The sequence below is a fragment of the Mesorhizobium argentiipisi (SeqCode) genome, assembly GCF_037179585.1.
GTDB classification, from domain to species: domain Bacteria; phylum Pseudomonadota; class Alphaproteobacteria; order Rhizobiales; family Rhizobiaceae; genus Mesorhizobium; species Mesorhizobium argentiipisi.
Window position 1 is genome coordinate 1 of record NZ_JAPYKO010000028.1, and the last position, 22,725, is coordinate 22,725.

The 22,725-nt window shown below is 61.0% G+C and carries 27 protein-coding genes and 1 tRNA gene; 6 read left to right on the forward strand and 22 right to left on the reverse strand.

Annotated features, from left to right (window positions below; genetic code table 11):
• Positions 1 to 256 precede the first annotated feature (256 nt).
• From phoB to O7A05_RS27550, 7 genes are all read right to left on the reverse strand, one after another.
• Positions 257 to 946 carry a phosphate regulon transcriptional regulator PhoB gene (gene phoB / locus O7A05_RS27520; RefSeq protein WP_010911896.1) on the reverse strand — a complete coding sequence of 230 codons (690 nt, stop codon included), beginning with the start codon at positions 944 to 946 and terminating at the stop codon, positions 257 to 259.
• A 16-nt stretch (positions 947 to 962) separates the two neighbouring features.
• Positions 963 to 1,670: a phosphate signaling complex protein PhoU gene (phoU, locus tag O7A05_RS27525; protein WP_337096200.1), complete on the reverse strand. Its 708-nt coding sequence runs from the start codon at positions 1,668 to 1,670 to the stop codon at positions 963 to 965.
• A gap of 20 nt (positions 1,671 to 1,690) precedes the next feature.
• Positions 1,691 to 2,494: a phosphate ABC transporter ATP-binding protein PstB gene (pstB, locus tag O7A05_RS27530; protein ID WP_224510637.1), complete on the reverse strand. Its 804-nt coding sequence runs from the start codon at positions 2,492 to 2,494 to the stop codon at positions 1,691 to 1,693.
• Positions 2,491 to 3,342 (reverse strand): phosphate ABC transporter permease PstA, encoded by an 852-nt coding sequence (gene pstA / locus O7A05_RS27535; RefSeq protein WP_224714010.1) that lies wholly within the window; start codon positions 3,340 to 3,342, stop codon positions 2,491 to 2,493. Before pstA ends, pstB begins: the two co-directional genes overlap by 4 nt.
• Positions 3,343 to 3,345: 3 nt before the next feature.
• Entirely contained in the window at positions 3,346 to 4,332 is a 987-nt protein-coding gene (gene pstC / locus O7A05_RS27540; protein ID WP_337096203.1) for a phosphate ABC transporter permease subunit PstC, read from the reverse strand.
• Between the two features lie 63 nt (positions 4,333 to 4,395).
• Complete coding sequence (pstS, locus tag O7A05_RS27545) at positions 4,396 to 5,454, reverse strand: phosphate ABC transporter substrate-binding protein PstS (protein WP_337096205.1); 1,059 nt, start codon at positions 5,452 to 5,454, stop codon at positions 4,396 to 4,398.
• A 490-nt stretch (positions 5,455 to 5,944) separates the two neighbouring features.
• Positions 5,945 to 9,295: a response regulator gene (locus tag O7A05_RS27550; protein WP_337096207.1), complete on the reverse strand. Its 3,351-nt coding sequence runs from the start codon at positions 9,293 to 9,295 to the stop codon at positions 5,945 to 5,947.
• 197 nt (positions 9,296 to 9,492) lie between these two features.
• On the opposite strand from O7A05_RS27550, the gene O7A05_RS27555 reads away from it, so the two are divergent.
• Together O7A05_RS27555 and O7A05_RS27560 are read left to right on the forward strand one after the other, a co-directional pair.
• A complete protein-coding gene (locus O7A05_RS27555; RefSeq protein WP_337096208.1) occupies positions 9,493 to 9,840 on the forward strand; it encodes a hypothetical protein in 348 nt (115 codons plus the stop codon).
• A 175-nt stretch (positions 9,841 to 10,015) separates the two neighbouring features.
• Positions 10,016 to 10,231, forward strand: a complete 216-nt coding sequence (locus tag O7A05_RS27560; protein WP_337096209.1) for a hypothetical protein — start codon at positions 10,016 to 10,018, stop codon at positions 10,229 to 10,231.
• A gap of 80 nt (positions 10,232 to 10,311) precedes the next feature.
• Here O7A05_RS27560 and O7A05_RS27565 read toward each other — a convergent pair whose 3' ends face one another.
• The 4 genes from O7A05_RS27565 to O7A05_RS27580 form a co-directional block, all read right to left on the reverse strand.
• A complete protein-coding gene (locus O7A05_RS27565) occupies positions 10,312 to 10,677 on the reverse strand; it encodes a hypothetical protein (protein ID WP_415927063.1) in 366 nt (121 codons plus the stop codon).
• A 258-nt stretch (positions 10,678 to 10,935) separates the two neighbouring features.
• Complete coding sequence (locus tag O7A05_RS27570; protein WP_337096210.1) at positions 10,936 to 11,856, reverse strand: glutathione S-transferase family protein; 921 nt, start codon at positions 11,854 to 11,856, stop codon at positions 10,936 to 10,938.
• 22 nt (positions 11,857 to 11,878) lie between these two features.
• Positions 11,879 to 12,460 (reverse strand): VOC family protein, encoded by a 582-nt coding sequence (locus tag O7A05_RS27575; protein WP_337096212.1) that lies wholly within the window; start codon positions 12,458 to 12,460, stop codon positions 11,879 to 11,881.
• 147 nt (positions 12,461 to 12,607) lie between these two features.
• Positions 12,608 to 12,676 (reverse strand) — tRNA-OTHER (locus tag O7A05_RS27580).
• Between the two features lie 120 nt (positions 12,677 to 12,796).
• On the opposite strand from O7A05_RS27580, the gene O7A05_RS27585 reads away from it, so the two are divergent.
• The gene (locus tag O7A05_RS27585; RefSeq protein ID WP_337096214.1) at positions 12,797 to 14,122 is read left to right on the forward strand and encodes an integrase; all 1,326 of its coding nucleotides are present in this window, start codon (positions 12,797 to 12,799) and stop codon (positions 14,120 to 14,122) included.
• Between the two features lie 7 nt (positions 14,123 to 14,129).
• On the opposite strand, the gene O7A05_RS27590 is transcribed toward O7A05_RS27585, so the two are convergent.
• The 3 genes from O7A05_RS27590 to O7A05_RS27600 all read right to left on the reverse strand — a co-directional run bounded on the left by O7A05_RS27590 (position 14,130) and on the right by O7A05_RS27600 (position 16,395).
• Complete coding sequence (locus tag O7A05_RS27590; protein ID WP_337096216.1) at positions 14,130 to 15,737, reverse strand: hypothetical protein; 1,608 nt, start codon at positions 15,735 to 15,737, stop codon at positions 14,130 to 14,132.
• A gap of 24 nt (positions 15,738 to 15,761) precedes the next feature.
• Positions 15,762 to 15,974 carry a hypothetical protein gene (locus O7A05_RS27595; RefSeq protein ID WP_337096217.1) on the reverse strand — a complete coding sequence of 71 codons (213 nt, stop codon included), beginning with the start codon at positions 15,972 to 15,974 and terminating at the stop codon, positions 15,762 to 15,764.
• 235 nt (positions 15,975 to 16,209) lie between these two features.
• Positions 16,210 to 16,395 (reverse strand): DUF3606 domain-containing protein, encoded by a 186-nt coding sequence (locus tag O7A05_RS27600; protein WP_337096218.1) that lies wholly within the window; start codon positions 16,393 to 16,395, stop codon positions 16,210 to 16,212.
• A gap of 122 nt (positions 16,396 to 16,517) precedes the next feature.
• Between O7A05_RS27600 and O7A05_RS27605 the strand changes: the two genes are divergently transcribed.
• Entirely contained in the window at positions 16,518 to 17,417 is a 900-nt protein-coding gene (locus O7A05_RS27605) for an ATP-dependent DNA ligase (protein ID WP_337096220.1), read from the forward strand.
• A 15-nt stretch (positions 17,418 to 17,432) separates the two neighbouring features.
• Here O7A05_RS27605 and O7A05_RS27610 read toward each other — a convergent pair whose 3' ends face one another.
• From O7A05_RS27610 to O7A05_RS27630, 5 genes are all read right to left on the reverse strand, one after another.
• The gene (locus O7A05_RS27610; protein WP_337096222.1) at positions 17,433 to 17,651 is read right to left on the reverse strand and encodes a hypothetical protein; all 219 of its coding nucleotides are present in this window, start codon (positions 17,649 to 17,651) and stop codon (positions 17,433 to 17,435) included.
• Positions 17,652 to 17,660: 9 nt separating this feature from the next.
• Positions 17,661 to 17,888 carry a hypothetical protein gene (locus O7A05_RS27615; RefSeq protein WP_337096225.1) on the reverse strand — a complete coding sequence of 76 codons (228 nt, stop codon included), beginning with the start codon at positions 17,886 to 17,888 and terminating at the stop codon, positions 17,661 to 17,663.
• Between the two features lie 9 nt (positions 17,889 to 17,897).
• Positions 17,898 to 18,200: a hypothetical protein gene (locus tag O7A05_RS27620; protein WP_337096227.1), complete on the reverse strand. Its 303-nt coding sequence runs from the start codon at positions 18,198 to 18,200 to the stop codon at positions 17,898 to 17,900.
• Positions 18,201 to 18,224: 24 nt separating this feature from the next.
• The gene (locus O7A05_RS27625) at positions 18,225 to 18,926 is read right to left on the reverse strand and encodes a Crp/Fnr family transcriptional regulator (RefSeq protein WP_337096228.1); all 702 of its coding nucleotides are present in this window, start codon (positions 18,924 to 18,926) and stop codon (positions 18,225 to 18,227) included.
• A gap of 570 nt (positions 18,927 to 19,496) precedes the next feature.
• Positions 19,497 to 19,703 (reverse strand): hypothetical protein, encoded by a 207-nt coding sequence (locus tag O7A05_RS27630; RefSeq protein WP_337096230.1) that lies wholly within the window; start codon positions 19,701 to 19,703, stop codon positions 19,497 to 19,499.
• Positions 19,704 to 19,882: 179 nt separating this feature from the next.
• Here O7A05_RS27630 and O7A05_RS27635 point away from each other — a divergent pair, with 179 nt between their 5' ends.
• Positions 19,883 to 20,059, forward strand: a complete 177-nt coding sequence (locus O7A05_RS27635; protein ID WP_337096232.1) for a hypothetical protein — start codon at positions 19,883 to 19,885, stop codon at positions 20,057 to 20,059.
• 341 nt (positions 20,060 to 20,400) lie between these two features.
• Here the strand turns inward: O7A05_RS27635 and O7A05_RS27640 are convergent, their stop codons facing one another.
• Positions 20,401 to 20,577 (reverse strand): hypothetical protein, encoded by a 177-nt coding sequence (locus O7A05_RS27640; RefSeq protein ID WP_337096235.1) that lies wholly within the window; start codon positions 20,575 to 20,577, stop codon positions 20,401 to 20,403.
• Here O7A05_RS27640 and O7A05_RS27645 point away from each other — a divergent pair.
• Entirely contained in the window at positions 20,576 to 20,974 is a 399-nt protein-coding gene (locus O7A05_RS27645) for a hypothetical protein (RefSeq protein ID WP_337096236.1), read from the forward strand. The genes O7A05_RS27640 and O7A05_RS27645 overlap by 2 nt on opposite strands.
• 16 nt (positions 20,975 to 20,990) lie before the next feature.
• Here the strand turns inward: O7A05_RS27645 and O7A05_RS27650 are convergent, their stop codons facing one another.
• Together O7A05_RS27650 and O7A05_RS27655 are read right to left on the reverse strand one after the other, a co-directional pair.
• Complete coding sequence (locus O7A05_RS27650; protein ID WP_337096238.1) at positions 20,991 to 21,344, reverse strand: hypothetical protein; 354 nt, start codon at positions 21,342 to 21,344, stop codon at positions 20,991 to 20,993.
• Between the two features lie 483 nt (positions 21,345 to 21,827).
• A complete protein-coding gene (locus O7A05_RS27655) occupies positions 21,828 to 22,451 on the reverse strand; it encodes a hypothetical protein (RefSeq protein WP_337096239.1) in 624 nt (207 codons plus the stop codon).
• Positions 22,452 to 22,725 lie beyond the last annotated feature (274 nt).

Genomic DNA, 22,725 nt, shown 5'->3' on the forward strand with positions numbered 1-22,725 from the left:
GTTCAGGTTGATGGTTCACCGGTGGGAAGGGACCGGGCCATGCCACGGCCTGTCCGAAAGGACGACCAGGATCCACTCGGTCTCCTTCCCACTTCAACCATACACCAGAACCAACACACAGGATTCTCGGGTCTGCGCCGCGTCGCTGCGCTCCTTGCTTCGCCCGAGGACGAAGCATGAGTATCTCGGCTGATCGCCAACGCATGCGATCCGCTGCCGGAGACTCAGAACCCGCCAGCGTCTCCGCGCCCTATCGCTAATCTTCCCTGATTGCATAGCCCGCCCCGCGGATGGTGCGGATTACATCCGGCATGCGGCCGTTGTTGACAGCCTTGCGCAGGCGTCCGACATGGACGTCCACGGTGCGCTCGTCGATATAGATCGTCTCGCCCCAGACATTGTCGAGCAACTGGCTGCGCGAGAACACGCGGCCGGGATGGCGCATCATGAATTCGAGCAGGCGGAACTCGGTCGGGCCGAGCCGGATCTCGCTCTTCTTGCGGTAGACGCGGTGCGACTCGCGGTCGAGCACGATGTCGCCGACCTTGAGCACGCTGGACAGCACCTCCGGCTTGGCGCGGCGCAGCAGCGCCTTGACGCGCGCCATGAACTCCGGCGTCGAGAATGGCTTGACCAGATAATCGTCGGCGCCGGTCGAGAGGCCGCGCACGCGGTCGCTTTCTTCTCCGCGCGCCGTCAGCATGATGATCGGCAGCCGCTCGGTCTCGGGCCGCATCCTCAGACGTCGGCAGAGCTCGATGCCGGAAACCGCCGGCACCATCCAGTCGAGCACGAGCAGGTCGGGAACGTTTTCCTGAAGGCGGATTTCGGCCTCGTCGCCGCGGGTCACCACTTCGACCTGGTAACCCTCGGATTCGAGATTGTAGCGGAGCAGCACCCCCAGCGGCTCCTCGTCCTCCACCACCATGATGCGTGGCGCGATCATCTGGCAGTTACCCCTGTCAGGCCGCCGGCGCCGACATTGCCGTCTCGTCCTGCTTCGGACGGTTGGCGGGCAATTGCGTGCCGGTCAGCACATAGTAGGCGTTCTCGGCGATGTTGGTCACATGATCGCCGATGCGCTCGAGATTCTTGGCGCAGAATAGAAGATGCGTGCAAGCGGTGATGTTGCGCGGGTCTTCCATCATGTAGGTCAGGAGCTCGCGGAAGACGGATGTGTATTTGACGTCGATGCGCTCGTCGTCGTTGCGAAGCTTGGCCAGCGCCGTGGCGTCGCCCACCGTATATTCCTGGATCACGGCCTGGACCTGGATCAGCACCATCTGCGCCATGGAATCGATCGAATGCGTGAGGTCGCGTGGTGCGGCGCCGACGCCGACCGAGCCGACGCGCTTGGCGATGTTCTTGGCGAGATCGCCGATGCGTTCGAGATCGCCCGCCATGCGGATCGAGCCGACCACGTTGCGAAGATCATCGGCCATCGGCTGGCGCTTGGCGATCAGCGTAATGGCGCGGTCGTCAAGTTCGCGCTGACGCGCGTCCATGATGGCGTCGTCGGAGACGACGCGCTGCGCCAGCGCATTGTCGGTCTCGAGCAGCGCCCTGGTCGACGCGCCGACCATGGAAGCGGCAAGGTCGCCCATGTCGTTGATGAGCCGGCTGATCTGTCTCAGATCCTCGTCGAAGGAAGCGACGGTATGTTCGGCCATGATGATGTCCTCGTATGAACTCAGCCGAAGCGGCCGGTGATGTAGTCCTGGGTGCGCTTCTCGCGGGGCGAGGTGAAGATCTTCTCGGTCCGGTCGAACTCCACCAGCTCGCCCAGATACATGAACGCCGTCTGCCGCGACACGCGCGCCGCCTGCTGCATGTTGTGGGTAACGATGACGATCGTATAGTCGGCCTGCAATTCGTCGATCAGTTCCTCGATCTTGGCCGTCGACAGCGGATCCAGTGCCGAGGCCGGCTCGTCGAGCAGGATGACCTCGGGCTTCACCGCCACGGTGCGGGCGATGCACAAGCGCTGCTGCTGGCCGCCCGAGAGGCTGAGGCCGCTGGCGTTGAGCTTGTCCTTGACCTCGTTCCAGAGTGCCGCGCGCTTCAGCGCTTGCTCGACGCGGCTGTCCATCTCGGCCTTGCTGATCTTCTCATAGAGCCTGACGCCGAAGGCGATGTTTTCGTAGATCGACATCGGGAACGGCGTCGGCTTCTGGAACACCATGCCGATCTTGGTCCTGAGCAGGTTGAGGTCCTGCGAGCGGTCGAGGATGTTCTTGCCGTCGAGCAGCACCTGGCCCTCAGCGCTCTGCTTCGGATAGAGCTCGTAGATGCGATTGAGCACTCGCAGCAGCGTCGACTTCCCGCAGCCCGACGGGCCGATGAAGGCCGTCACGCTGCGCTCGGGCAGGGACAGGTTGATGTCCTTCAGGGCTTTCGACTGGCCATAGTAGAAATTGAGGTTCTTGACCTCGATCTTGGCCTTCTCGACGGTCGTCTCGGGTGCGTTCAGGTCGGTGGACAACATCGGTTTCATCTGTCCTCTCTGCGTCCGGTTAGGCTGCGGGCGATGATGCTCAACCCGAGAACCGTCAGGGTGATTATGAGTGCGCCCGTCCAGGCCAGCTGCTGCCATTCCTCGTAAGGGCTGAGAGCGAACTGGAAGATGGTCACCGGCAGGCTGGCCATCGGGGCATTGAGATTGCTCGACCAGAACTGGTTGTTGAGCGCGGTGAAGAGAAGCGGCGCCGTCTCGCCGGAAATGCGGGCGATCGCCAAAAGAATGCCGGTGACGATGCCGGACAGCGCCGCGCGGTAGGCGACCGAGCGGATCACCACCCAGCGCGGCGCGCCGATGGCGGTGCCGGCCTCGCGCAGCGCGTTGGGCACGAGGTTCAGCATGTCCTCGGTGGTGCGCACCACGACGGGGATCACCAGGATCGACAGGGCGACGGCGCCGGCGATTGCCGAGAAGTGCCCCATCGGCCGCACCAGCAGCTCATAGACGAACAGGCCGATGATGATCGACGGCGCCGACAAGAGGATGTCGTTGATGAAGCGCACGATCGTCGTAAGGCGTGAGAAGCGCCCGTATTCGGCCATGTAGGTGCCGGCCAGCACGCCGATCGGCGTGCCGACGACGATACCGATGATCGTCATGACGATGCTGCCGTAGATGGCGTTGAGCAGGCCGCCGGCATCGCCGGGGGGCGGCGTCATTTCCGTGAACACGGCCGGCGACACCCCGGAAAGCCCCTTATAGAGCAGAGCGCCGAGGATCAGCGCCAGCCAGGCTAGGCCGATGCCCGCTGCGGTCACGCACAGCGTCATCATCACGGCATTCTTGCGTTTGCGGCTTTGGTGAAGCGATTGGGCCGTCGACATCGGTCAGGCTCCCGTGCGGCTATCGATGCGCAACAGCATGTAGCGTGCGAGCGCGAGGATGATGAAGGTGATGATGAACAGGATCAGGCCGAGCGATACCAGCGAGGATGTGTAGAGGTTGCCGTCGGCTTCGGTGAATTCGTTGGCGATGGTCGCCGAGATGGTCGTGCCCGGCGCAAACAGCGAGGCGCTGATGCGGTGCGCGTTGCCGATGACGAAGGTGACGGCCATCGTCTCGCCGAGCGCGCGGCCGAGGCCCAGCATGACGCCGCCCATGATGCCGACGCGGGTGTAGGGGATAGTCACGCGCCGGGTCACTTCCCAGGTCGTGCAGCCGATGCCGTAGGCCGATTCCTTCAGCACCGCCGGCACCGTGTCGAACACGTCCTTGGTGATCGAGGTGATGAAGGGTAGCACCATGATGGCGAGGATCAGCGACGAGGTCAGCAGGCCGATGCCGTAGGGTGGACCGGCAAACAGGCTGGAGAGCCCCGGTATGCCGTGGAAAAGACTGATGATGAAGGGCTGCACAGTCGTCTGCAGGAACGGCGCGAAGACGAACAGGCCCCAGATGCCGTAGATGATCGAGGGAATGCCGGCGAGCAGTTCGACGGCGATGCCGATCGGCCGCCTGAGCGGGCGCGGGCAAAGCTCGGTCAGGAAGACGGCGATGCCGATGCCGATCGGTACGGCGATGAGTATGGCGATGGCCGAGGTGACGATGGTGCCGTAGATGGGCGCAAGCGCGCCGAAATTCTCGGTGACCGGGTTCCAGGATTCGGTGGTCACGAAGGAGAAGCCGAACTTCGACAGCGCCTCCCACGAACCGGCGATCAGCGAGATCGCGACGCCGCCGAGGAGAACCAGCACGAGGATGGCGGAAAGGCGCGTGGCCGTCCGGAAGACCATGTCGGTGAGGGCGAAGCGGCGCACTGTCGCTTCCCTGGTCCGCATGGCGGATGATGTCGCAGCTTCGGAAACGGCCGTCATTTAGCCCCTCGCATTCGAAAGAGACAGGAGGGCGCCAAAGACGCCCTCCTTATTCCGCGGGAATTACATGCCGGAGTAGACCGGCTTGCCGTCCTTATCGACGATGTCCTTGCCCCACATCTCCTCGACGCTCTTCACGACCTTGTCGGGCATCGGAACGTAGTCAAGCTCAGCAGCCATCTTGTCGCCCTTGGCATAGGACCAGGCGAAGAATTTGAGCGCTTCGGCCGTGGCTGCCGCATCGTCGGGCTTCTGGTAGACGAGGATCCAGGTGGCGGAGGTCATTGGCCAGGATTCGGCGCCCGCCTGGTTGGCCAGGATGACGCCGTAGCCCGGCTGCGAGCTCCAGTCGGCATTGGCCGCAGCGGCCGAGAACGCCTTCGCGGTCGGCTCGACCTTCTTGCCGTCCTTGTTCACCATGTCGGTATAGGTGAGCTTGTTCTGCTTGGCATAGGCGTATTCGACATAGCCGATCGCGCCGCCGGTCTGCGAGACGTTGTTGGCGACGCCTTCATTGCCCTTGGCGCCGATGCCCACCGGCCATTCGAGCGCGGTGTTGACACCCACCTTCGACTTCCAGTCGGCGCTGACGTCAGCCAGGTAGTAGCTGAAGTTGAACGTGGTGCCCGAGCCGTCCGAACGGTGCACGACCGCGATCGCCTGGTCAGGCAGCTTGATCTTGGGGTTGAGCTTCTTGATTGCCGCGTCGTTCCAGTTGGTGATCTTGCCGGCGAAGATATCGGCCAGCGTCGGGCCGTCGAGCACCAGTTCGCCCGGCTTGACGCCTTCGAGGTTGACGACCGGAACGATGCCGCCCATCACCATCGGGAACTGCGCGAGGCCGGTCGACTTCAGATCCTCGCCCTTCAGCGGCGCGTCGGAAGCGCCGAAGGTCACGGTCTTGGCCTTGATCTGCTTGATGCCGCCACCGGAGCCGATCGACTGGTAGTTGAGACCGATGCCGGTCTCCTTCTTGTAGGCGTCGGCCCACTTCGCGTAGATCGGATAGGGGAAGGTGGCGCCGGCGCCGGAAATGTCGGCTGCCATCGCGGCGGCCATGCTAAGGGTTGATGCCGCAGCCATTGCAATCGCAACGGCCGCCGAGCGGATGAAATGTCTCATGTGGCCTGCTCCTGTTCGGAAGATGGTCTTTCGGCACCCGTTCTATCGGCGCCCGTGAGCGCAATAGCCCTCGATTATTACAGTCGCATGACAGTTTCGTGTCAGCCCGGTAACGTCTGAAAGGGGATGTCTGGAGAGGTCGGCGACGGCCCCGAAGGACCGGCCGGAGTTTGCCGCGGAAATCAGCAACTTGTCTGGCTTTTGAAGCAAAATTTATCCCGGCGGCCGGATCACGGCCGCCGGGAAATAAAATCCGGACGAGAGCGCGTTGCCTGAGCACCAGAGCGGATCATGGCGTGGCCATCGCCGAAAACAGGGTCCGTTGGGGTAGAGTCGACGCTGTTTCTTGTTGGCGGTCGCTGCTCCCGCCCGTAACCGAAGAGCGGAATCAATGCCAACATTGTCCAAGCTTGGCGTTTGCTTTGGTATGGTGCGATCGCGCCATACGCGTGCGTCAGCCTCTTGCCGCCGTCCTGCCGCCAAATTCGTTCTAGCCGGCGTTGCGCCGGGTCTCAACGTCCGGTCCCAGCCAGCGCTCGAGCTTTTCGAGCAGCGCCCGCGGGCTGATCGGCTTCGGCAGGTAATCGTCCATCCCGGCTTCCAGGCAGCGTTCGCGGTCGCCCTTCAGCGCATGCGCGGTGACGCCGACGATCGGCACATGCGTGCCCATGTCATCCTCGAGCCGGCGGATGGCGCCCGTCGCCTCCAGCCCGCTCATTTCCGGCATTGATACATCCATCAGGATCATGCGCGGATTGAGCCTGCCAAAGGCGTCGAGCGCCTTGCGGCCGTTGCCGACGATCTCGAAGCGGTAACCGGTCTCGCCGAGGATCTGGGTGAACACCATCTGGTTCACCTCATTGTCCTCCGCGACGAGGATGTCGAGCCCGCGCTCCGCCTCGGCTGGGCGTGGACGCGCCCGCACCGGCGGCGGCTGCAGCATGGCGCGGTCCGATGCCGCCGCCTGCGCCGGCGCGGCTTGCGGGAGGCTGCTGCCTGCGGCGGGTTGCGCCGCGGCGCTGCTGTGGCGATGGCGCTGGATGGTCGCAACCAGCGTTTCCAGGAGAATGGAGGAGCGCGCCGGCTTGATAAGCTGCGCATCGATGCCGAGGTCGCGATAAGTGGTGTTGGCAAGCGACTGGTCGACCGAGGTCAGCATGATGATGGGTGTATGCGCCAGGCCCGCCGTGCTGCGCACGATGCGCGCCATCTCGGCGCCGGTCATGCCGGGCATCTGGTAGTCGAGCACCACGCAGTCGACCGGCACGCCATAGGCAGCGGCGGCAATCAGCACCTTCAACCCCTCGGCGCCGCTTTCGGCCGCGCAGGAATCGAACGTCCACGATGCCATCTGCTCGCTCAGGATCGAGCGGTTGACGGCGTTGTCGTCGACGATGAGCACGCGCGCGCCGGTGACGTCGACCGGCATGATGCGCTGTCCACCCTGCTCGGCCCTGGGCAGCGTGACCGTGAACCAGAAGGTTGAGCCCTTGCCCTCGGCACTGTCGACGCCGATCTCGCCGCCCATCATCTCGACCAGCCGCGAGGTGATGGCAAGGCCAAGTCCGGTGCCTTCGTGCCGCCTGGTCGAGGACGTATCGACCTGGCTGAATTTTTCGAACACCAGCTTCAGCTTCTCTTCCGGAATGCCGATGCCGGTGTCGGTGACCGAGATGGTGAGCCTTGTTCCCGCCGGAACCCGCTCGCCCGTGACGTCGACCAGCACATGACCCTTGTCGGTGAACTTCACCGCGTTGCCAAGCAGGTTGGTGACGATCTGCCTGACGCGGCCGACGTCGCCGACGAATTGGCCGTCGAGCCCCGGCTGGATGCGGACGATGAGCTCGAGGTCCTTCTCCTTGGCGCGCGTCGATACCAGCGTCGCCACATCCTCGATCGCCTCGGCGAGATTGAAGGGCGCCGGGTCGAGCACCAGCTGACCGGCGTCGATCTTGGAGAAGTCGAGGATGTCGTTGATGATGGTGAGCAGCGCGTTGCCGGATTTGACGATGATGTCGGTGAATGTCTTCTGCTTCGGATCGAGGTCCGACTTTGCCAGCAGTTCCGCCATTCCAAGGACCCCGTTCATCGGCGTGCGGATCTCGTGGCTCATATTGGCGAGGAATTCCGATTTGGCCCGGTCGGCTAGCACAGCGCGCCGGCGTGCTTCGCTCAGCTCGGCCTCGCGCTGCTTGAGCTCGGTGATGTCGGTGGTGGAACCGATGAGATAGAGCGAGCCGTCCGAGGCAATCATCGCGCCCTTGCGCGCGAACTGGTGCCTGACGCTGCCGTCGGGCATCGTCACCGTCTCCTCGATCTCCTGCGTTTCGCCGGTGCGCAGCACGGCAAGGTCGCCGGCGACGAAAGCTTCGCCGTCCGCGCCGAATATCTCGACGTCGGTCTTGCCGATCGCTTCTTCCCTGCTGAAGCCGGTGAGATCGCACCAGCCCTTGTTGACATAGAATTGCCTGAGGTCCGAGCGCTTGGCGTAGATCGACACCGGCACATTGTCGATGAGGCTGCGGAACACCTCGTTTTCGCTCATGCTTGCCTTGAGCGCCTGTTCGCGCGCCTTGACGTCGGTGATGTCGGTGCTGGAGCCGACCAGATGCACGGAGCCGTCGATCGCCACCAGCCGGCTCTTGCGGGTCATCAGCTGCCGCACCGTGCCGTCGCGATGGGTGACGGCCTCCTCGACCTCGCGCCCCACACCGGTCGCTACGACTTCGGCGTCGTGATTGCTGAAACCATCCGCCTCTTCCGTCGCGAAAAGCTCGCGATCGGTCTTGCCGAAGACCTCATCCTTGGCGAGGCCGGTCAGCGCACACCAGGCCTTGTTGACGAATTCTATGCTGAGGTCGTCCGCCTTGATGAAGGCGGCCACGGGCAGCTCGTCCATGACATGCCGGTAGAGGTCGATCTGGCGCATGGAGTCGCGCAACGCCTTCTCGCGCGCCTTGATGTCGGTGATATCGACGCGCACGCCGATGAACGTCCCGTCGTCGGTGCGCATGTCATAGACCTGGTACCAGCGCCCGTCGGCGTTGAGGCGTTCGTAGGTCGAGCTCGGCAAACGGTAGCGCTCGAGCATGGCGTCGAGCCAGCGCTCGGTGTCGACGCCATGCAGGCCGTCGATTTCGGTGTCGCCGCTCGAGCGGAAATAGCCAACCGAATGGCCGAGAGCCAATGCCTCGCGGAATGTGCGGCCCGGCTGCCAGGCCGGCTTCAGCGCCGGCAGCGTATCCTGCAGCTTGCGGTTGGCGAAGACGAAGCGGTCGTCGCGATCGTAGATGATGACGCCCGCCGGCAGCGACTCCAGCACGGTGGCGAGGTTCTTGCGCGCGTCCTCCGCCTCCGTCTCGCGCTGTTTCATGTCGGTGATGTCGACATAGGAGATCAGCTTTTTGCCGCCTGGAAGAGGCGCCAGCGAGGCAATCAGCGTGCGGCCGTCCTTGCGCGACAATTGCCTGGAGCCTGCGGCGCCAGCCCGGATTTCGGCCTCCCGTTCGGCCACATGGCTTTGCCACGCCTGTTCCTCGCCGCCGAACGGGTCGGCGTCACGGCTGGCTTCCATGAGGTCGCGAAAGCGGCTGCCGGCCGGAGCGCGTCGCGGGTCGATCTGCCAGAAGTCGTAGAATGCCCGGTTGATCACCTCCGCCCGCAATTCGGCATCGAGAACGATGACGCCGATCGGCATCGAATCGACCATCAGGCTCAGATTGGCGAGCGCCTCCGAGGCCCCGGCCATATCATCACCGAGACAGGCGCCGGTGCCGCGAATATCCGCCTTGTTCGAATCCCGCGCGCTGTCCGCCTCGACAGTTTCGTTCGTATCCGCCATTCCTACCCCCAAGGCCGAACCGTGCCCGTTCGTCGGCGGAATGTGCCCGACAAGCATTAACGATCCGCTAACCATAATGATTGCAACGCCTGCGACCGGTGCCGTTGAGGCAGATTCCGACCCTGGCGCCGGCTGCGTTAATCCGCCCGTTGGCGAACCCGGCAACGAAGCATTATAAGGTGCCTGAGGTGTTGCTAATGTTCGGTCGAATCGTAGCTTTTGTCCTGTGCCCGGCGCTGCTTGCGGCGGGTGGCTGCGCGCGCAGCGACGATGGCACGGTGATCGTTCCGAGCCAGATGGACGTCAGGCGTGTCTGGGACAAGGCGCCGCCGGGAACGACCGCGTCGCGGCAGATCGCGTCGGACGTGTTTCCCTTGCCTCCGAGTCCGCCGCAGGGCTCGCCTGTGCGGCGCCATTCCGGGTCCGCTCCGACAAGGCCTTCCTACAACCAGGATCTGCCTGATCAGTCTTCCGGCGAGCAGACCCCCCTCACCTGCAGGAATGTCGGCGAAAGCGGCAAGCGCTACCGCGTCGTCTGCGAGTAACCTTGCCCTCGATCCGCCGGTCTAGAGCGACATTGCCCGGATGGAAGACAACCCGACTGCCCAGGCCGGCCGCGGCCGCGACCGCGGCGCGATCACGCATCGCTGATGAAACCTTGGCCGGCGCCGGACGTTGTTGGCTCTGATGCGATCCGCGCAGCGCAGAGGGAGATCGAAGATGTCCTTTCACTTCACCGTCTCTGGCCTGACCAGGAACCTGATCCATTCACTTGGGCTGGATCATGAGCCGACGCTGAGATCCCTTACTCCCGAACAAAGCCTTCTGCTGGATTGTTACCTGGCCGGGCAGATCCCGGACTCCGCCTGGAGCGACTATGTCTTCGAGATGCCGGAACTGGAAAAGCACGCTCAGGTCAGGCGCGGTTTGACCTGAAACCAATTCCGGGAAAAGTGCGACCACGGCGCCTTCGCCGTCCCTCCGGATTGCCCAAAACAAATAGTCAGCCCGCCCGCCTACTTCTTCGGCGAGTTGAACTGCAGCGTGAAGACGTTTCCGGCAATGCCTTGCGCCAGCGAGGGCGAGAAGCTGAGCGGCAGACAGTCCTGCATGGCCCTGGTCGCCGCGTCGACATAGGCCGTGCGCGCCTTGTCGTCTCCGCTGACATGGATAGCGGTCGTTTTCGGCGGCCCGATCAGCGTGCCGTCGCGTTTGAAGCTGAAGCTGAGCGTGACCGAGGAATTGTCGGAATTGGCCGGTGGCGTCCAGCAGGCGAGCAGGGCGGCGCCGACCTCGTCCATGCTGGTGAGCGGTGCAGCGGCGGATGGAAAGGACACAACCGACAGCGCGCCCGCCATCATCAAAAGTCTTGCCATGTTCATCGCAGGCCCTCGTTGCCGTCGCTCTGCCCCCTGGTGCTATCGTACGACCCAGGACGAGGATGACAATAGCATTTCCGGCCGCCCCCGGCGACGCATTCAACCGTCGTGATTGCGGCACGATGGCCCGCGAAAAAGCAAAAGGCCGGCACGCAGCCGACCTTTCCCTTGCCTCGTCATGGCGCCAGTACATCCGTGGTCGCGGCGAGGACTGGAACCAGTAGACAGGCCTTAGGTAAACGAAACCTTAACACCGAGGGCTTACTGCGCTCTGGCCTGCGATTTCACATGAGCGATGTAGCCGCGCACGTCGCCGGCCGGCTCCGCATAGGCCTTGCCGAGCTTCTTCTCCATGGCCGCCATGTATTCCTTCGCCCAGCTGGGCAGCGCGTAGTCGATGACCGCCAGGAATTCAAGCGTTGCCGCCAGCCTTATATCGGCGATCGACGGATTGTTGCCGCCGATGAACGGTTTGCCGTTGCGGAAGAAGGAGTGAAACACCTCGAGCGGCTCGGCGATCGCGGCCATCGCCGCCTTCTGCGCTTCCGATTTCTTGTCGGGATGGGCGTCGCTGTGGCCGACCTCGCCGGCATATTGCGGAAAGCCGAGCGCCGGATATGTCGCGCGCGCAACATAGGGATAAAGCGTGCCGACCAGGTAGAACATGGCGCTGTCGATCATCGCCCGCTTTGCCGGCGCCTTCGGATAGAACTTATCCAGCCCGTGCTTGTTGGCGAGATACTGCATGATGGCGCAGCTTTCCCACAGCACGCCGCGCGGCAGGCCCTTGTCCTCGATCATCGGCGTCAGATGCGCCGGATTGCGCGCCAGGAATTCGGGCGAACGCGTAAGGCCCCAGGCATCGGTCTCTGCCGGATCGAGTCCGGCCGCGCGCGCGAACACCCGCACCGTCATGTTGTTGACGCTCGGCCGCAGCATGCTGAGCTTCACGCCGGGCATCCTGGCCGGCTTCGCTTTGGCCTTGGGCGCGGCCTTCGCCGTCGCTTTGGTCGCGGCCTTTGCCGTCGCAGACGCAGCCTTTGCCGTCGCGGCTTTTGCTGTCGCTTTAGGCGCAGCTTTTGCTGTCGCTTTAGGCGCGGCTTTCGTATTCACCTTCGCGGCCGTTTTTGCCGCGGCCTTAGCCGCGGGTTTCTTCGCGCTCCTCGTTGCAGCCTTTGCCATGTCGGTCCTCCCTCTGACCCGGTTAATAAGGATTTTTCGGCGTCCTGCTTTCGGACAATGTTTCGCGTGACCGCTCGACCAGCGCCAGGATGGCATCGGCCAGATGCAGTTCGGCGATGTTGTAGTCGCCGCGCGCCACACGGATCTTGTGCGCTTCCATCAGCACGTCGGCGTGGGTGAAACCGGCCGGCGGCTCGAAGCGGTTGGAAGCAAGCTCGATCAAAAGTCCCAGCGGATCCTCGAAATAGATCGAGTCCATGAAGCCGCGGTCCTTGACGCCGCTGTGCTTGATGCCGCGCTCGTCGAGCCGCGCGACCGCCTGCAGGAAGGTGACCCGCGACACCGAGAACGCGATGTGGTGGACGCAGCCGATATCGGTCGGTGTCCGCCGCTTGACCGGGGTGCGGCTCTCGTCGGTGAAGACGGTGATCAGCCGCCCGTCGCCGGGATCGAAATAGAGATGGCTTTCGCTCGCCTTGTCGAGATTGGGCTGCTCGAAGATGAAAGGCATGCCGAGCACGCCCTCCCAGAAGTCGATCGAGGTCTGGCGCCCGGCGCCGACCAGCGTGATGTGATGAACGCCTTGCGACTGCAGCTTCCGCATTGGACTCCTCCCGCCCGCACTTGCGGCAGGCTTTGTGCAAGGGAATGCTAAAGCAACTGCAGGCGCTGCGCCAGAACGGACGAACGCGCGAACGCCGGATTGATCCCAGCGAGCTGGTCTTTCGATCGATAGGCAAGGAGAGCTGCTTGGTACGCCCAAGGGGAATCGAACCCCTGTTCCCGCCGTGAGAGGGCGAGTTTGACAACTGACAGGCGTCCGAACGCGTCCACAGATATCTCATTATTCCAATATGATAGGACTACGTTGTCCATCATTGTCCCCAGCCGTACGTAGCTGTATATTCGACGAATATTCGACGAGTGGGGCGGTGACAGCATGGGCAAAGTGCTCAAAGAAACGGAAATCACGACTGCAAAAGCTAGGGGGCGGCTACCGCGCGGGGAGCACGGGCGGCGGCTAGACGCTGAGGCGCATCTTTACTATCGCAAGGGCGCATCGGGCGGGGCGTGGTTTGTGCGCTGGAGGAACAGGGGCACAGGAGCGAATTACCGACAGGTTCCGCTCGGGCCGGCGAACGACCAAAACGACAAGGCGACTGACGGCCTTCTGACGTTCCATCAAGCGGAGAGTGCGGCACGGGAGCGGGTTGCCGACGCGAGGGCGGAGACGAAGGCGGCGGCAGACGGAGCGCCTATAGTCGTCCGGGCGGCGGTCGCGGATTACATTGCTGACAGGGACAAGAGGGACAGCAAGCGCAAGGGCCGCGAGGTCCGTTCCGACGCAGCGTGGCGCTTGGGGCGGCACGTGCTGACAGCGCCGCTAGCCGACGTGCAACTCCACAAGCTCGAAGACGCGGACCTTTCTGGGTGGCGGGAGGGCTTACCCGCAGCCCTGAAAGCCACGACACGGCAGCGGCTTGTCAATGACTTGAAGGCGGCGCTCAACGACGCCTATGCCAAGAACCGCAAACGTCTTCCGGGAACCCTCCCCGCCGTCATCAAGCACGGGCTTAAAGCCGCCAAGATTGAGGACGAGGCCGCACCTGTGGCGCGCGAAAACCAAATCCTGTCAGATGATAAGATTGCGCGTTTACTGACAGCAGCGCGGGCCGTGGATGCGGACGAGGAATGGGAAGGCGACTTGTTCCGCCTAGTGCTGGTCTTGGCCGCGACCGGCGCGCGGTTCTCCCAGGTCGTTCGGCTGACAGTGGCCGATTACCAAAAGGCCGAGAAGCGCCTTTTGGTGCCAGTATCAAGGAAAGGACGTGGCGGGAAAAGCGGCGCACTGCCGGTGCCTGTTGGCGACGACGTGCTCGCCGCCCTGCTCCCGTCGGTGGAAGGGCGGGAGCCCAACGAACCGCTGCTAGCACGTTGGCGTCACGTGCAGGTCGCTGGTGATGTCCGGTGGCAACGTTCAGCGCGGGGCCCTTGGCAGAGCGCCAGCGAACTGGTGAGGCCCTGGCGAGCCATCCAGGCGAAAGCCGAACTGCCGGGGGTCATCCCCTATTCGATGCGCCATTCTTCGATTGTGCGGGGCATCGGCGCCAATCTCCCAATTCGGCTAGTGGCAGCGCTGCATGATACGTCCGTGGCGATGATTGAGCGGCATTACGGGCGCTGGATTGCGGACGGACTGGAGGAATTGGCAACACGGGCTGTCGTGCCTCTGGTGCCCTCTGGTGGCGGAACGCCGCTCGCCTAAGCGGAGGCTAGAAACCAGTAGCTGCAAAATCGGCGAAGTGAGTTAAGCCGCGAGCCTTGGGAAAGTAGGTCGTTGAGTCTTGCACAGCTCCAACTGATTGAGAGTAGGACCCATTTTGATCGTGGGCATACCAAGAGCAAAGACCGGGAGCATGAACCAGTAGAACGGAATCTTGCCCCTGGTTTTTGGCAGTTGCGTCCACCACGCAGTGCGCCACGATGCGCCGTTCGAATTGGGATCGACCGTTGGTGTCGCCGGTAGTTGCGAATTCGGTAACGTACACGAAGCGAGGCACTTCCAAGTTCCTGATCACCTGCTTTACCGGGTTTGAAAACCGGTTTCTGATACCTCTCTTCTTATATTTCCAACCATATGTGAGGTACGTCCTGGCGACGACGGTGTTGGCCGCCATCGCGCCGACCAATCCGTCACCCAGTTGTTCCGATGTGCCCAATTTGCCTGTATGCCTGGCTTTGAAAGCAGGCCAGTCTGCCGCATAAGAAATGAGGCTGCCCCAGGCTAGGGCTTCCGCCTTCTCTGCGGGGAGATACACCTTCTCTGGCAGTGGTATGATCAAATAGTTGGCGTTTGTTTCAATCGAATAGCCGGCCTCTGCGAGAGGGCTGTTGGGGCGCAAACCTACCCGAATGTTTGGTCCTAACTGATCATCGTTGGCATAGAACGTCTCACAATATTCTGCCCGAGTGGGACGCGGCGGAAGCAGGCCAGAAGGAGTTTGCCGCAATACCTGTCCGGTCATGACGATAGCATGGCCGACGTTCTGACCCGGGAATGTCAGCCCCGCTATGACAGGGATGCCGGAATCGACGTATCTATTGATCACGTCCGCCGGCCGGACGGACCCCCAGGTCGGCACTCCGGCGACGGAACCCGTAGCTGCATATATGAGCGGCTCCCTCCCGGCATGCCGCATTGCGGCGACCATATTTCCGACGCTCAGGAATTCTGATCCCGCCGGAACCACGGTGTTAATCATAGCCTCTGAATGAGCGACCGCAGCCTTAGTGATTGAGACAGTCGACAGCCACGGCCCTCGGTGGCGAACGTGGAAATGCCGTGCCGCGATCCAAATGGACGCTTGGGCACAGGCGCCAACGCGCGAATCCTGCTGCGTCATTGGCACGCCTTCCACTTTTAGCTCCGCCCCAAAGACGTGCGCGGAGTATTCGCCTCTCACGAGAAGATGCCCTTCGTGATTAGCTGGCGGCGGTGGCGGCGCAAAAAGGGCCTGCCCTACCGGCGCCTGCGATATTGGGCGCAGAACGATTTGCCCGATGAAGACAGAGGCTTCAAGCTTCTCCAGAACCTCGCCTGCGTCACCTGAATTTACAAAACTCACATCACTAGCAAAAAACAACAGCCGCGTGCAGAGTTTGGTATGACGCCTAAAAGTTTTGGAATAGTAAGCTGAATATGCTTCACTAAAATCCTTATCGAGATAGTTATCCTCGATAAGCACCGACTTCGCAGACAACTCTTGAAGACGTCTTACGAGAATCGCCGGTATATTTGAATTTACCTGATCGGCAATTAGTCTAGCTTCAAGCTTGGCCCAATCGCCTGGCGCAGCAAGCGCCAAAAAACTAAACGCCATCCGCCCCCCGTCGAATGATGTCTATTAGCCGAATATGAGGCTGCCGCTCAACTGCTCGGCCGAACGGATGCTGTCATCGATATCGCGCAAAGCCTCGATTGTTTCCTGGGGCATAGTCCAGCCAAGCCCCGGAACGCGTTCCGCAGCCATCTCGCTGCTCACTTCGATTTCCAAATCGATTGCCGCCGAGACTGGTTCACCCATGCGATTCTCCCCTGCGATTCGCTTCTTATGCATCGTCTTAACCTCTTGATCAGATTCACGTTCTCGGGAAAGAGGACGATATTTCAAAGGGTTAGTGGATATGCACTTTGCCGGGCCATATATACACGAAAGTTCTTGACGCGCCATAAATTTCTTGACCAACGATTCGGTGCATCAACAGTTCCTTCTAGTTGCCCATCACTTCGTTGGACATCTCGCGACCGTGCCGCCTGACTATGATGGGCGGCGCAAGATTCCAACAGCTTGGTCATCCTCGAAGCTTGTCGGCTTCGCGTTCCAGCGTCTTGCGGTCGTTGCCGTGCTGCTTGATCAAATCACGGACCTGTTGAACCGTCAGGCCCACCTTGTTGGCGAAGTGCCGGACCTCGTAGTCCTCTTCCGCCGACACCTTGTCCCGGTCGCGGCCCCCGCGCTTGCTCTTGTCGTCTGCCATGCTCGTTCCTCCTCCTTGGCCAAGGAGAACAGCGGCCGGTGGGGATGGTTCCATAAGCGCCAGCTAACGGAACGCTTACGGCTGTGCGATATTGAATAAAATGCGAGTTGCGTGGAGTGCCTATGCGTAAGCCTGCCGGCCGCGTTCGGCTGTCGTTCATCCGCCCGATGGAGCCCGAGTTGGTCGAACAGCCGCCCAAGGGTGGCGAATGGGGCCATGAGGTCAAGTTCGACGGCTACCGGACCCAAGTCATCAAGGACGCTGACGGCGTCCGCTTCTATACCAAGAACGGCTTCGACTGGACGGCCAAGTACCGGCCGCTTGCCGACGAGGCGGAGGCGATTGAGGCGGACAGCTTCATCATCGAGGGCGAGACAATCGTCACCAACGAGGCCGGACTTTCGGACTTCCATGCGCTGCGCTCGGCCATCACCAAGCGCCCTCAAGACCTCTATCTCGTGGCCTTCGACCTTCTGCACCTCAACGGCCACGATCTGCGCGACATGCCGCTGAAGGACAGGCGGGAAATCTTGCAGGCGGTGATCCCGGCCGGCGGCCATATCCAGTTCAGCGAGGCTCTGCCTGGCACTGGCGAGGCCGTCTACCATCTTGCTTGCGAGGCTGGCCTTGAGGGCATCGTTTCGAAGCGCCTCGACAGCCTCTACCGCAGCGGCTCGACCATGAACTGGCGCAAGATCAAGTGCTACGTTGAGCAGGAAATGGACATCATCGGCGTGAAGCGGGAGACCGGAAAGCCGGCCATGGTGCTGATGGCTGACAAGGGCGGCCACTACATGGGCGGTGCCTTCGTCACCTTCAAAGCCGACAAGCGGCAAGCCCTATGGGATCGCGTACAAGGCAAGGCCGGCGCTCCGCCGCCGAAAGGGCTGGCGAAAGAGAAAGCCGAGTGGCTGAAGCCAGGATTGGTGGGACGGGTCAAGTTCCTCAAGGGTGAGGCCAAGCTTCGCCATGCGTCGCTGAATGACTTTCGCGACGCAGAAGAGCGGCGAGATGAACCTTAACGAAATAAGCGGGCACTAATCGAGCTTGAGGATGCGCCCCTTGTCGAGGCGGAATATCCCGTCAGTGCCGCCCTGTTTCTCAAAATCGGTCTGCAGATCATCCCATGTGCCGAGATATTTCCCGCAATCGGCGCAGGTGATTGGCGTTGAAGGTTGGGCGTCGGCCGGGATCTGAAGGCGGATCGTCCCGCAATAGGGGCACTCCAAACGGTGATCCAGATATTCGCCGACCATTGTCTTCATTCAGGAAGCCCCCGCGTCGAATTCAACCGCAAACGCCGCGTCGATGGCGGCTCGTGCAATGAGATCGCCAAGTTGCCATTCCGTCAACTCGCAAAGCGGGAACATCTCTCTCATAACATGGACAGCCTCGGCGATCGAAATGCAGGGATTGTCAACATTGTCGAGCAGGTAGCGGACAATCGCCTGCCGAACGTCCGACGAAATGGCTGTCTGCGGGACCGTGAGCATCTCCAGACCCTACGAATGGAGCCGCATTTCCTTGACCTCGGTCATCGTTGCGTCGAAGGCCACGGGAATGCCGTGAACGATGCAGGCCGCCGCCAACATACCCTCCAACTCATGATCGCTGGTTTTGCAGGCAGGCATAAGTGTTCGGATGGCGCGGATTGCCTGTGCGATGGAAAGGAACCGGGCTCGTCCCCTGGAAAGGACATAGGCCTCGGTCGCCCTTTCGACCGTGACGCCGCGAAAAGCGTTGGTCATTGCGAGCACCCCTGAACACAAAACCAACCTGATTTTCGCTCTATTTTCAGCGGCCATCAAGCTATGTACGCTTTCGGACAATCAGTCGGTGAGAATGCCGAAATGCCGGTGCTCCTCCTCGCCATAAGCGCCATGCGTGAGCTTTATCAGCCCACTGCGATCGACGATCGTGATCTCGCCACGCTTGGCGTGGATCAGCCCCCGATATTCAAGCATTTGGAGGGCCGTAGTGACCCCAGGGCGCCGGGCGCCGAGCATGGTCGCCAGAAATTCGTGCGTCAGGTAAATCCTGCTTCCTGAAGAGCGATCGTGGACCATGAGCAGCCACCGAGCCAGTCGCTCCTCGATCTTCGAGTGGCCATTGACCAGCGCCGTGCGGGAAGCCTGGACGAGGAACGCGTTGGCATAGCGAAGCAACGACCGACTAAGGGTCGGGCTTATTGCGAGGGCCGCGCGAAGACTTTCAACCGGCAGGCACCAGCCCTGGCCAGCGATCTGAATATAGGTCTCGTTGGGAGAACTCTCTTGGCCGAGAACGACCGTAACACCCGTCATGCCATCGTGGCCGATGATGCCGACCTCGCTTTGTCGCCCTCCGGTCATGACAGCGACGACCGAAGCGATCCCCGTCTCGGGAAAATACACCTGCTCTATCGGCTGATATGGGACCTCTAACTGCTCTTTGATGCCCAGTTCGACGTGATGCATCGACGGCTGCAGGAGCGCGAAATCGTCGGCGGCGAGGGATTTCAGCACATGGTTGCGAAAAGTGGATTGAGGCATGGCTCTTCTCCCGTTGCGGGCAAGAGCACTTTCCTCTCACTGTCGGCTGCATCCGTGATATCTGGCGGCCGATATCGAAGCATAGGCTTCGGACAGACGATTAGCAAACAAACGACGGCTCGCTTGCATGCCAGACTTTGCATGCCGGATTTCGCATCGCTCAAGGCGCGGTATGTTTTGTCCCCCCTCTGGCCAATGCGGAACGCGAGGGGATGCGCCGGGGACTTGGAAATATTAGGCGACTAATCGGGGTACGGAACAAAATCGCTCCCACCGGGTTACGCCATGTTGGGGCCCACCATGGTCGAGGATAGTAGCGAGCTTCGCGCGAAGGCGCTCAGAGACCTTCACGTCGCTTGGCTGGTAAAGGAAGCTGGCATAACAACCACGCAGGCTCGCGAGCTGATCGAGTTGATCGGGATGGGCAATCTACCATCCCTACGGCGCGAAGCCTTCTTGCTGAAAAAGCCACTCTAACCGCGCGGGGGCGAAGGTCGCGGCGGTAAGACGCCCTTGGGAGCCCCGTTCGATTTGATCGGGGTTCCTTTCGCTTTGTCCGGCGATGCGACGTTATGGAGTTCGGCCGGAACCCAGGCGACGACGAATGTCCTCCGGCTCCGTTATGCCTTGGTTGAACAGGCTCATGATGCGCTCGGCAAGACGTTGACGGGCTTCGTGATCACCAGAGATGCCCATCTCTTCGACCTTTTCATCCAAAAGTTTTCCGAGTGCCGCCAATTGATCGGGGTCGGCGATGCCCCATAGAGCCCTCAACATCTTCGCATTGCCTCTCACACAGAATGGGCGAAGGCGCGATGGTCTCTTCCAACTGTCCGCACCCATTGTAGACCGGACAACAACAGCGACCATATACCCTCGGACAAGACAGCGAAATCAATTCCCCCGACAGGAACCCCCGGTCAATAGGCTCGTTGGGCTAAAACGGGACAACGCTAATGGCCGATGAAGATCAAGGGCCGCCCGGCGGGACCGATGAAACCTATTTCATTCGACGCTTGGTGGCCGAGACAGGCATAACAGAGGAGCAGGCTAGAAGCCTTATTGCCATGCTCGGCTACGAGTGGACTTCGCTTCTGCGAGAGGCCCGCATTCTACACGCCAAACAACGCTGATGTCCCGCGCGGGGAGTAGAGCGCCGGTTGGGTCCGGGTGGTGCTTCCTACCAGACGGACTAAGCCTCAAACGGCGCCACCAGACAGACAACAGGGCCTATTGGCGTTTGCCGCTCAGCTCCAACGCCGCCTTGAGCGCCCGCTGGGCTAACTCCAGCATCGCGTCTTGCCCGCGACCGTAGTCCTCGCCGACGCTACCTGACGAGTGACCAAGCAACGATGTCTTGGTCCGACTTGGAGACGCCTGCCAGCCGGAGGCGGTCTTTCATAAGGTGGCGAAGGATGCGTGGTTACCTTGGGATCGGCGGCGATGTCATGACGGATCATATCGCACCCTCCAGCTACAGGTAATGCTCGCCCTCGGCCCTATGCTCAAAGCAGAACCAGTGCGAAGCCTGCTTCGGCTTGGCAAAGCCCCAGCCAGCATCCTTGTTGCAGCCATGGTGCTCGCAGACATGATGCTGGACACCGGGCGGGGTGCCATATTCAGGTTTCGGCAGTCGGATTTCGTCGCTCATGAGCAACAGTGAACGAAATGAGAACAAAAGAGTCACTATCGCTCTTGACCGGACAGGAATATCTTCCTCATTTCAGGGGATGCTGGAGCAACCTGAAAAGTGGCCGCGAGGCCAGGCTTGGACGCTGATGCACGCCCATGATGCCGGGCAGATCGCGCGCATCTGGTGCGGCCACTGCAACATTAAGCGCTTCTACAAACCGGCAGAGCTGCGCGAAGTAATCGGCAACGTCACGATCGATGAGGTGCGCGCCAACGCCCGTTGCCAGGCTTGCGGCAAGAAGGATTACATGCGGGCGGAGCTATTCCACGCCTATGGGCAGGAACTCGTCACGATCCGCTTTCGGCGTCTAAAGGAAATCCGATGGGAGAAACGCGTTATTTGGCGCGACGAATAGCAGGGCGCGCACCGCGTTATTCGCTCATCAAGTGATTAGTGACTAGCTGATCGATAACATGAGTGACTTGGGTAGGAAGGATGAAGAAGAGGGCGATTACGATCGCCCCCGCCCCCCATAAAAAAGCACCTCTGTACCGGCTGCCTTCGAAAAAGCGATCGAAGAACGCGTGCATCCCGTACCTCATGTCTTCGATGAGCATCGTAAGCATTGCGGCATAGCCGACAGCCATCAGTGCTCCGATGTAAAGCGATCCGGTTTTTTGATAGCCATATTGAAGAGTAGCTAACAACAGGATGCCTTCAATGGCTCTAAAGATAGATTCGTGGAAGGTCTTCGCCCGGTCCCTCCACTCTTCGTAAAAGGTCAAAGGCTGATCCGGCTCTCGAAATCGGTTCAACAACTGCCGGATCATATAGGCGCCCTCAATCGCTACGCGCCATCATGTCGGAAGCGACCGGAACCTTTGCAAGAAGGCTGGAAAGGACGCGATGAAAAAATGCGCGATGAGTGGGTGGGTATCCTTATTCGTCGCTGTTTCCGTTGTCTCATCGTCGGATTGGCCGTTCCGATTTGTATCGCCCGCCTGCTCTTCGACGTACCCCTGGCAACCTTCGTTGAAAGATCGGCTGTCTGTGTCGCAATCCCGCTCGCCGGTGATGTCGTTCCTTGCCGCCCAATCCTAGCCGGCCTCGTGTCCCGAGCAGTCATCCGTGCAATTATAGCCATGGAAAGTCTCTTGCCCGTTTGCCGGGAAAGTGAACCAGGTAGCTAGCGCGAGGGCGCCGGTAATACCAGGAGATGCAGGTAGGCCAGCAGCGCGACCCAGGCGGCTATGTAGAGCGGGACCATCCTATGGCGTGTTGCCTTGGTAGCACGCGACTTGAACCTGGTTGGAGAAATCAGAAATCGCCTGTTGCTTCAGTTCCTCGCCATTCCACCGAGGCGTATTGTAAGCCATGATCACCATCGATCTTGCGACCGGCTTGAACTCCTCATTGCTTATGCTCTCGATGGCGGACATGATTTGCGACATGTCCACACCGCCTTGGCGCTTGTCCATGATGCTTCGGGCAAGGCCGCCTAAGGCAGTACAATTCTTCGTCAGGATAGCGTCAGCCTTTGCCTGTGGCATGGTTCCGACCTTCTTCGTTGCCAATGGTTCAAGCGGGTAGCCATGTTCAGCCATGCAGCTCCGCATCTGCTCACCAGTGAGTTGGCTTGGGTTCGCGCCCATACAATTTGTCATCACGCCTAAGCATGCGGACAAATCTGGGCTAGATTGGCAAACTGTCGTTGAGATTATGACGGCTTCGTCCCGATCTCGGGCGTGTGCGACTATGTTCGGATCGGCACTGGTCTCAATTTTCAGTGCGGGTCCGATCGCGTTGCCGGCACCGAAAAGGTCGAATGTTGCGTCAGCGAAGTTGCCGCCCTCAAAAAAGAAACGAATTGCCAAAACCTTGCCGTCCAGCATATCCCGAAGGACTCCACGCGTTGGCGATGGGTCTTGGCCATGCCAAAGAATTTCGCGTATCGACCTGCCATTAACAATTGTTGGCTGCTCAAGGCCGGCTAGGTTTTGTTCGCTGGCAGCTATTTCGACATCAATGGCAGCGTTGTCGTCAATTCGGTAGGCTGCAACTCGTCCCAGCGGCCTTAATCTTTCTAGTGAGTCGCGTGGTAGCGACAAGACCCACCGGACCTTGCTATCACTGTTTCGAAATATGGAAATTGAATAACCCTCAGCA

Bases quoted from the DNA above. Each gene is read 5' to 3' on its own strand.
- O7A05_RS27575 (WP_337096212.1), bottom strand. From the start codon at position 12,460: ATGCGGAAGCTGCAGTCGCAAGGCGTTCATCACATCACGCTGGTCGGC.
- O7A05_RS27600 (WP_337096218.1), bottom strand. From the start codon at position 16,395: ATGGCAGACGACAAGAGCAAGCGCGGGGGCCGCGACCGGGACAAGGTG.
- O7A05_RS27615 (WP_337096225.1), bottom strand. From the start codon at position 17,888: ATGCTCACGGTCCCGCAGACAGCCATTTCGTCGGACGTTCGGCAGGCG.
- phoU (WP_337096200.1), bottom strand. From the start codon at position 1,670: ATGGCCGAACATACCGTCGCTTCCTTCGACGAGGATCTGAGACAGATC.
- O7A05_RS27595 (WP_337096217.1), bottom strand. From the start codon at position 15,974: ATGCATAAGAAGCGAATCGCAGGGGAGAATCGCATGGGTGAACCAGTC.
- O7A05_RS27565 (WP_415927063.1), bottom strand. From the start codon at position 10,677: ATGAACATGGCAAGACTTTTGATGATGGCGGGCGCGCTGTCGGTTGTG.
- O7A05_RS27630 (WP_337096230.1), bottom strand. From the start codon at position 19,703: ATGTTGAGGGCTCTATGGGGCATCGCCGACCCCGATCAATTGGCGGCA.
- O7A05_RS27585 (WP_337096214.1), top strand. From the start codon at position 12,797: ATGGGCAAAGTGCTCAAAGAAACGGAAATCACGACTGCAAAAGCTAGG.
- O7A05_RS27645 (WP_337096236.1), top strand. From the start codon at position 20,576: ATGAGCAACAGTGAACGAAATGAGAACAAAAGAGTCACTATCGCTCTT.
- O7A05_RS27610 (WP_337096222.1), bottom strand. From the start codon at position 17,651: ATGGTCGGCGAATATCTGGATCACCGTTTGGAGTGCCCCTATTGCGGG.
- phoB (WP_010911896.1), bottom strand. From the start codon at position 946: ATGATCGCGCCACGCATCATGGTGGTGGAGGACGAGGAGCCGCTGGGG.
- pstC (WP_337096203.1), bottom strand. From the start codon at position 4,332: ATGACGGCCGTTTCCGAAGCTGCGACATCATCCGCCATGCGGACCAGG.
- O7A05_RS27655 (WP_337096239.1), bottom strand. From the start codon at position 22,451: ATGCTGGACGGCAAGGTTTTGGCAATTCGTTTCTTTTTTGAGGGCGGC.
- pstB (WP_224510637.1), bottom strand. From the start codon at position 2,494: ATGAAACCGATGTTGTCCACCGACCTGAACGCACCCGAGACGACCGTC.
- O7A05_RS27590 (WP_337096216.1), bottom strand. From the start codon at position 15,737: ATGGCGTTTAGTTTTTTGGCGCTTGCTGCGCCAGGCGATTGGGCCAAG.
- O7A05_RS27640 (WP_337096235.1), bottom strand. From the start codon at position 20,577: ATGAGCGACGAAATCCGACTGCCGAAACCTGAATATGGCACCCCGCCC.
- O7A05_RS27550 (WP_337096207.1), bottom strand. From the start codon at position 9,295: ATGGCGGATACGAACGAAACTGTCGAGGCGGACAGCGCGCGGGATTCG.
- O7A05_RS27620 (WP_337096227.1), bottom strand. From the start codon at position 18,200: ATGGCCGCTGAAAATAGAGCGAAAATCAGGTTGGTTTTGTGTTCAGGG.
- O7A05_RS27605 (WP_337096220.1), top strand. From the start codon at position 16,518: ATGCGTAAGCCTGCCGGCCGCGTTCGGCTGTCGTTCATCCGCCCGATG.
- O7A05_RS27570 (WP_337096210.1), bottom strand. From the start codon at position 11,856: ATGGCAAAGGCTGCAACGAGGAGCGCGAAGAAACCCGCGGCTAAGGCC.
- pstS (WP_337096205.1), bottom strand. From the start codon at position 5,454: ATGAGACATTTCATCCGCTCGGCGGCCGTTGCGATTGCAATGGCTGCG.
- O7A05_RS27560 (WP_337096209.1), top strand. From the start codon at position 10,016: ATGTCCTTTCACTTCACCGTCTCTGGCCTGACCAGGAACCTGATCCAT.
- O7A05_RS27625 (WP_337096228.1), bottom strand. From the start codon at position 18,926: ATGCCTCAATCCACTTTTCGCAACCATGTGCTGAAATCCCTCGCCGCC.
- O7A05_RS27635 (WP_337096232.1), top strand. From the start codon at position 19,883: ATGGCCGATGAAGATCAAGGGCCGCCCGGCGGGACCGATGAAACCTAT.
- O7A05_RS27555 (WP_337096208.1), top strand. From the start codon at position 9,493: ATGTTCGGTCGAATCGTAGCTTTTGTCCTGTGCCCGGCGCTGCTTGCG.
- pstA (WP_224714010.1), bottom strand. From the start codon at position 3,342: ATGTCGACGGCCCAATCGCTTCACCAAAGCCGCAAACGCAAGAATGCC.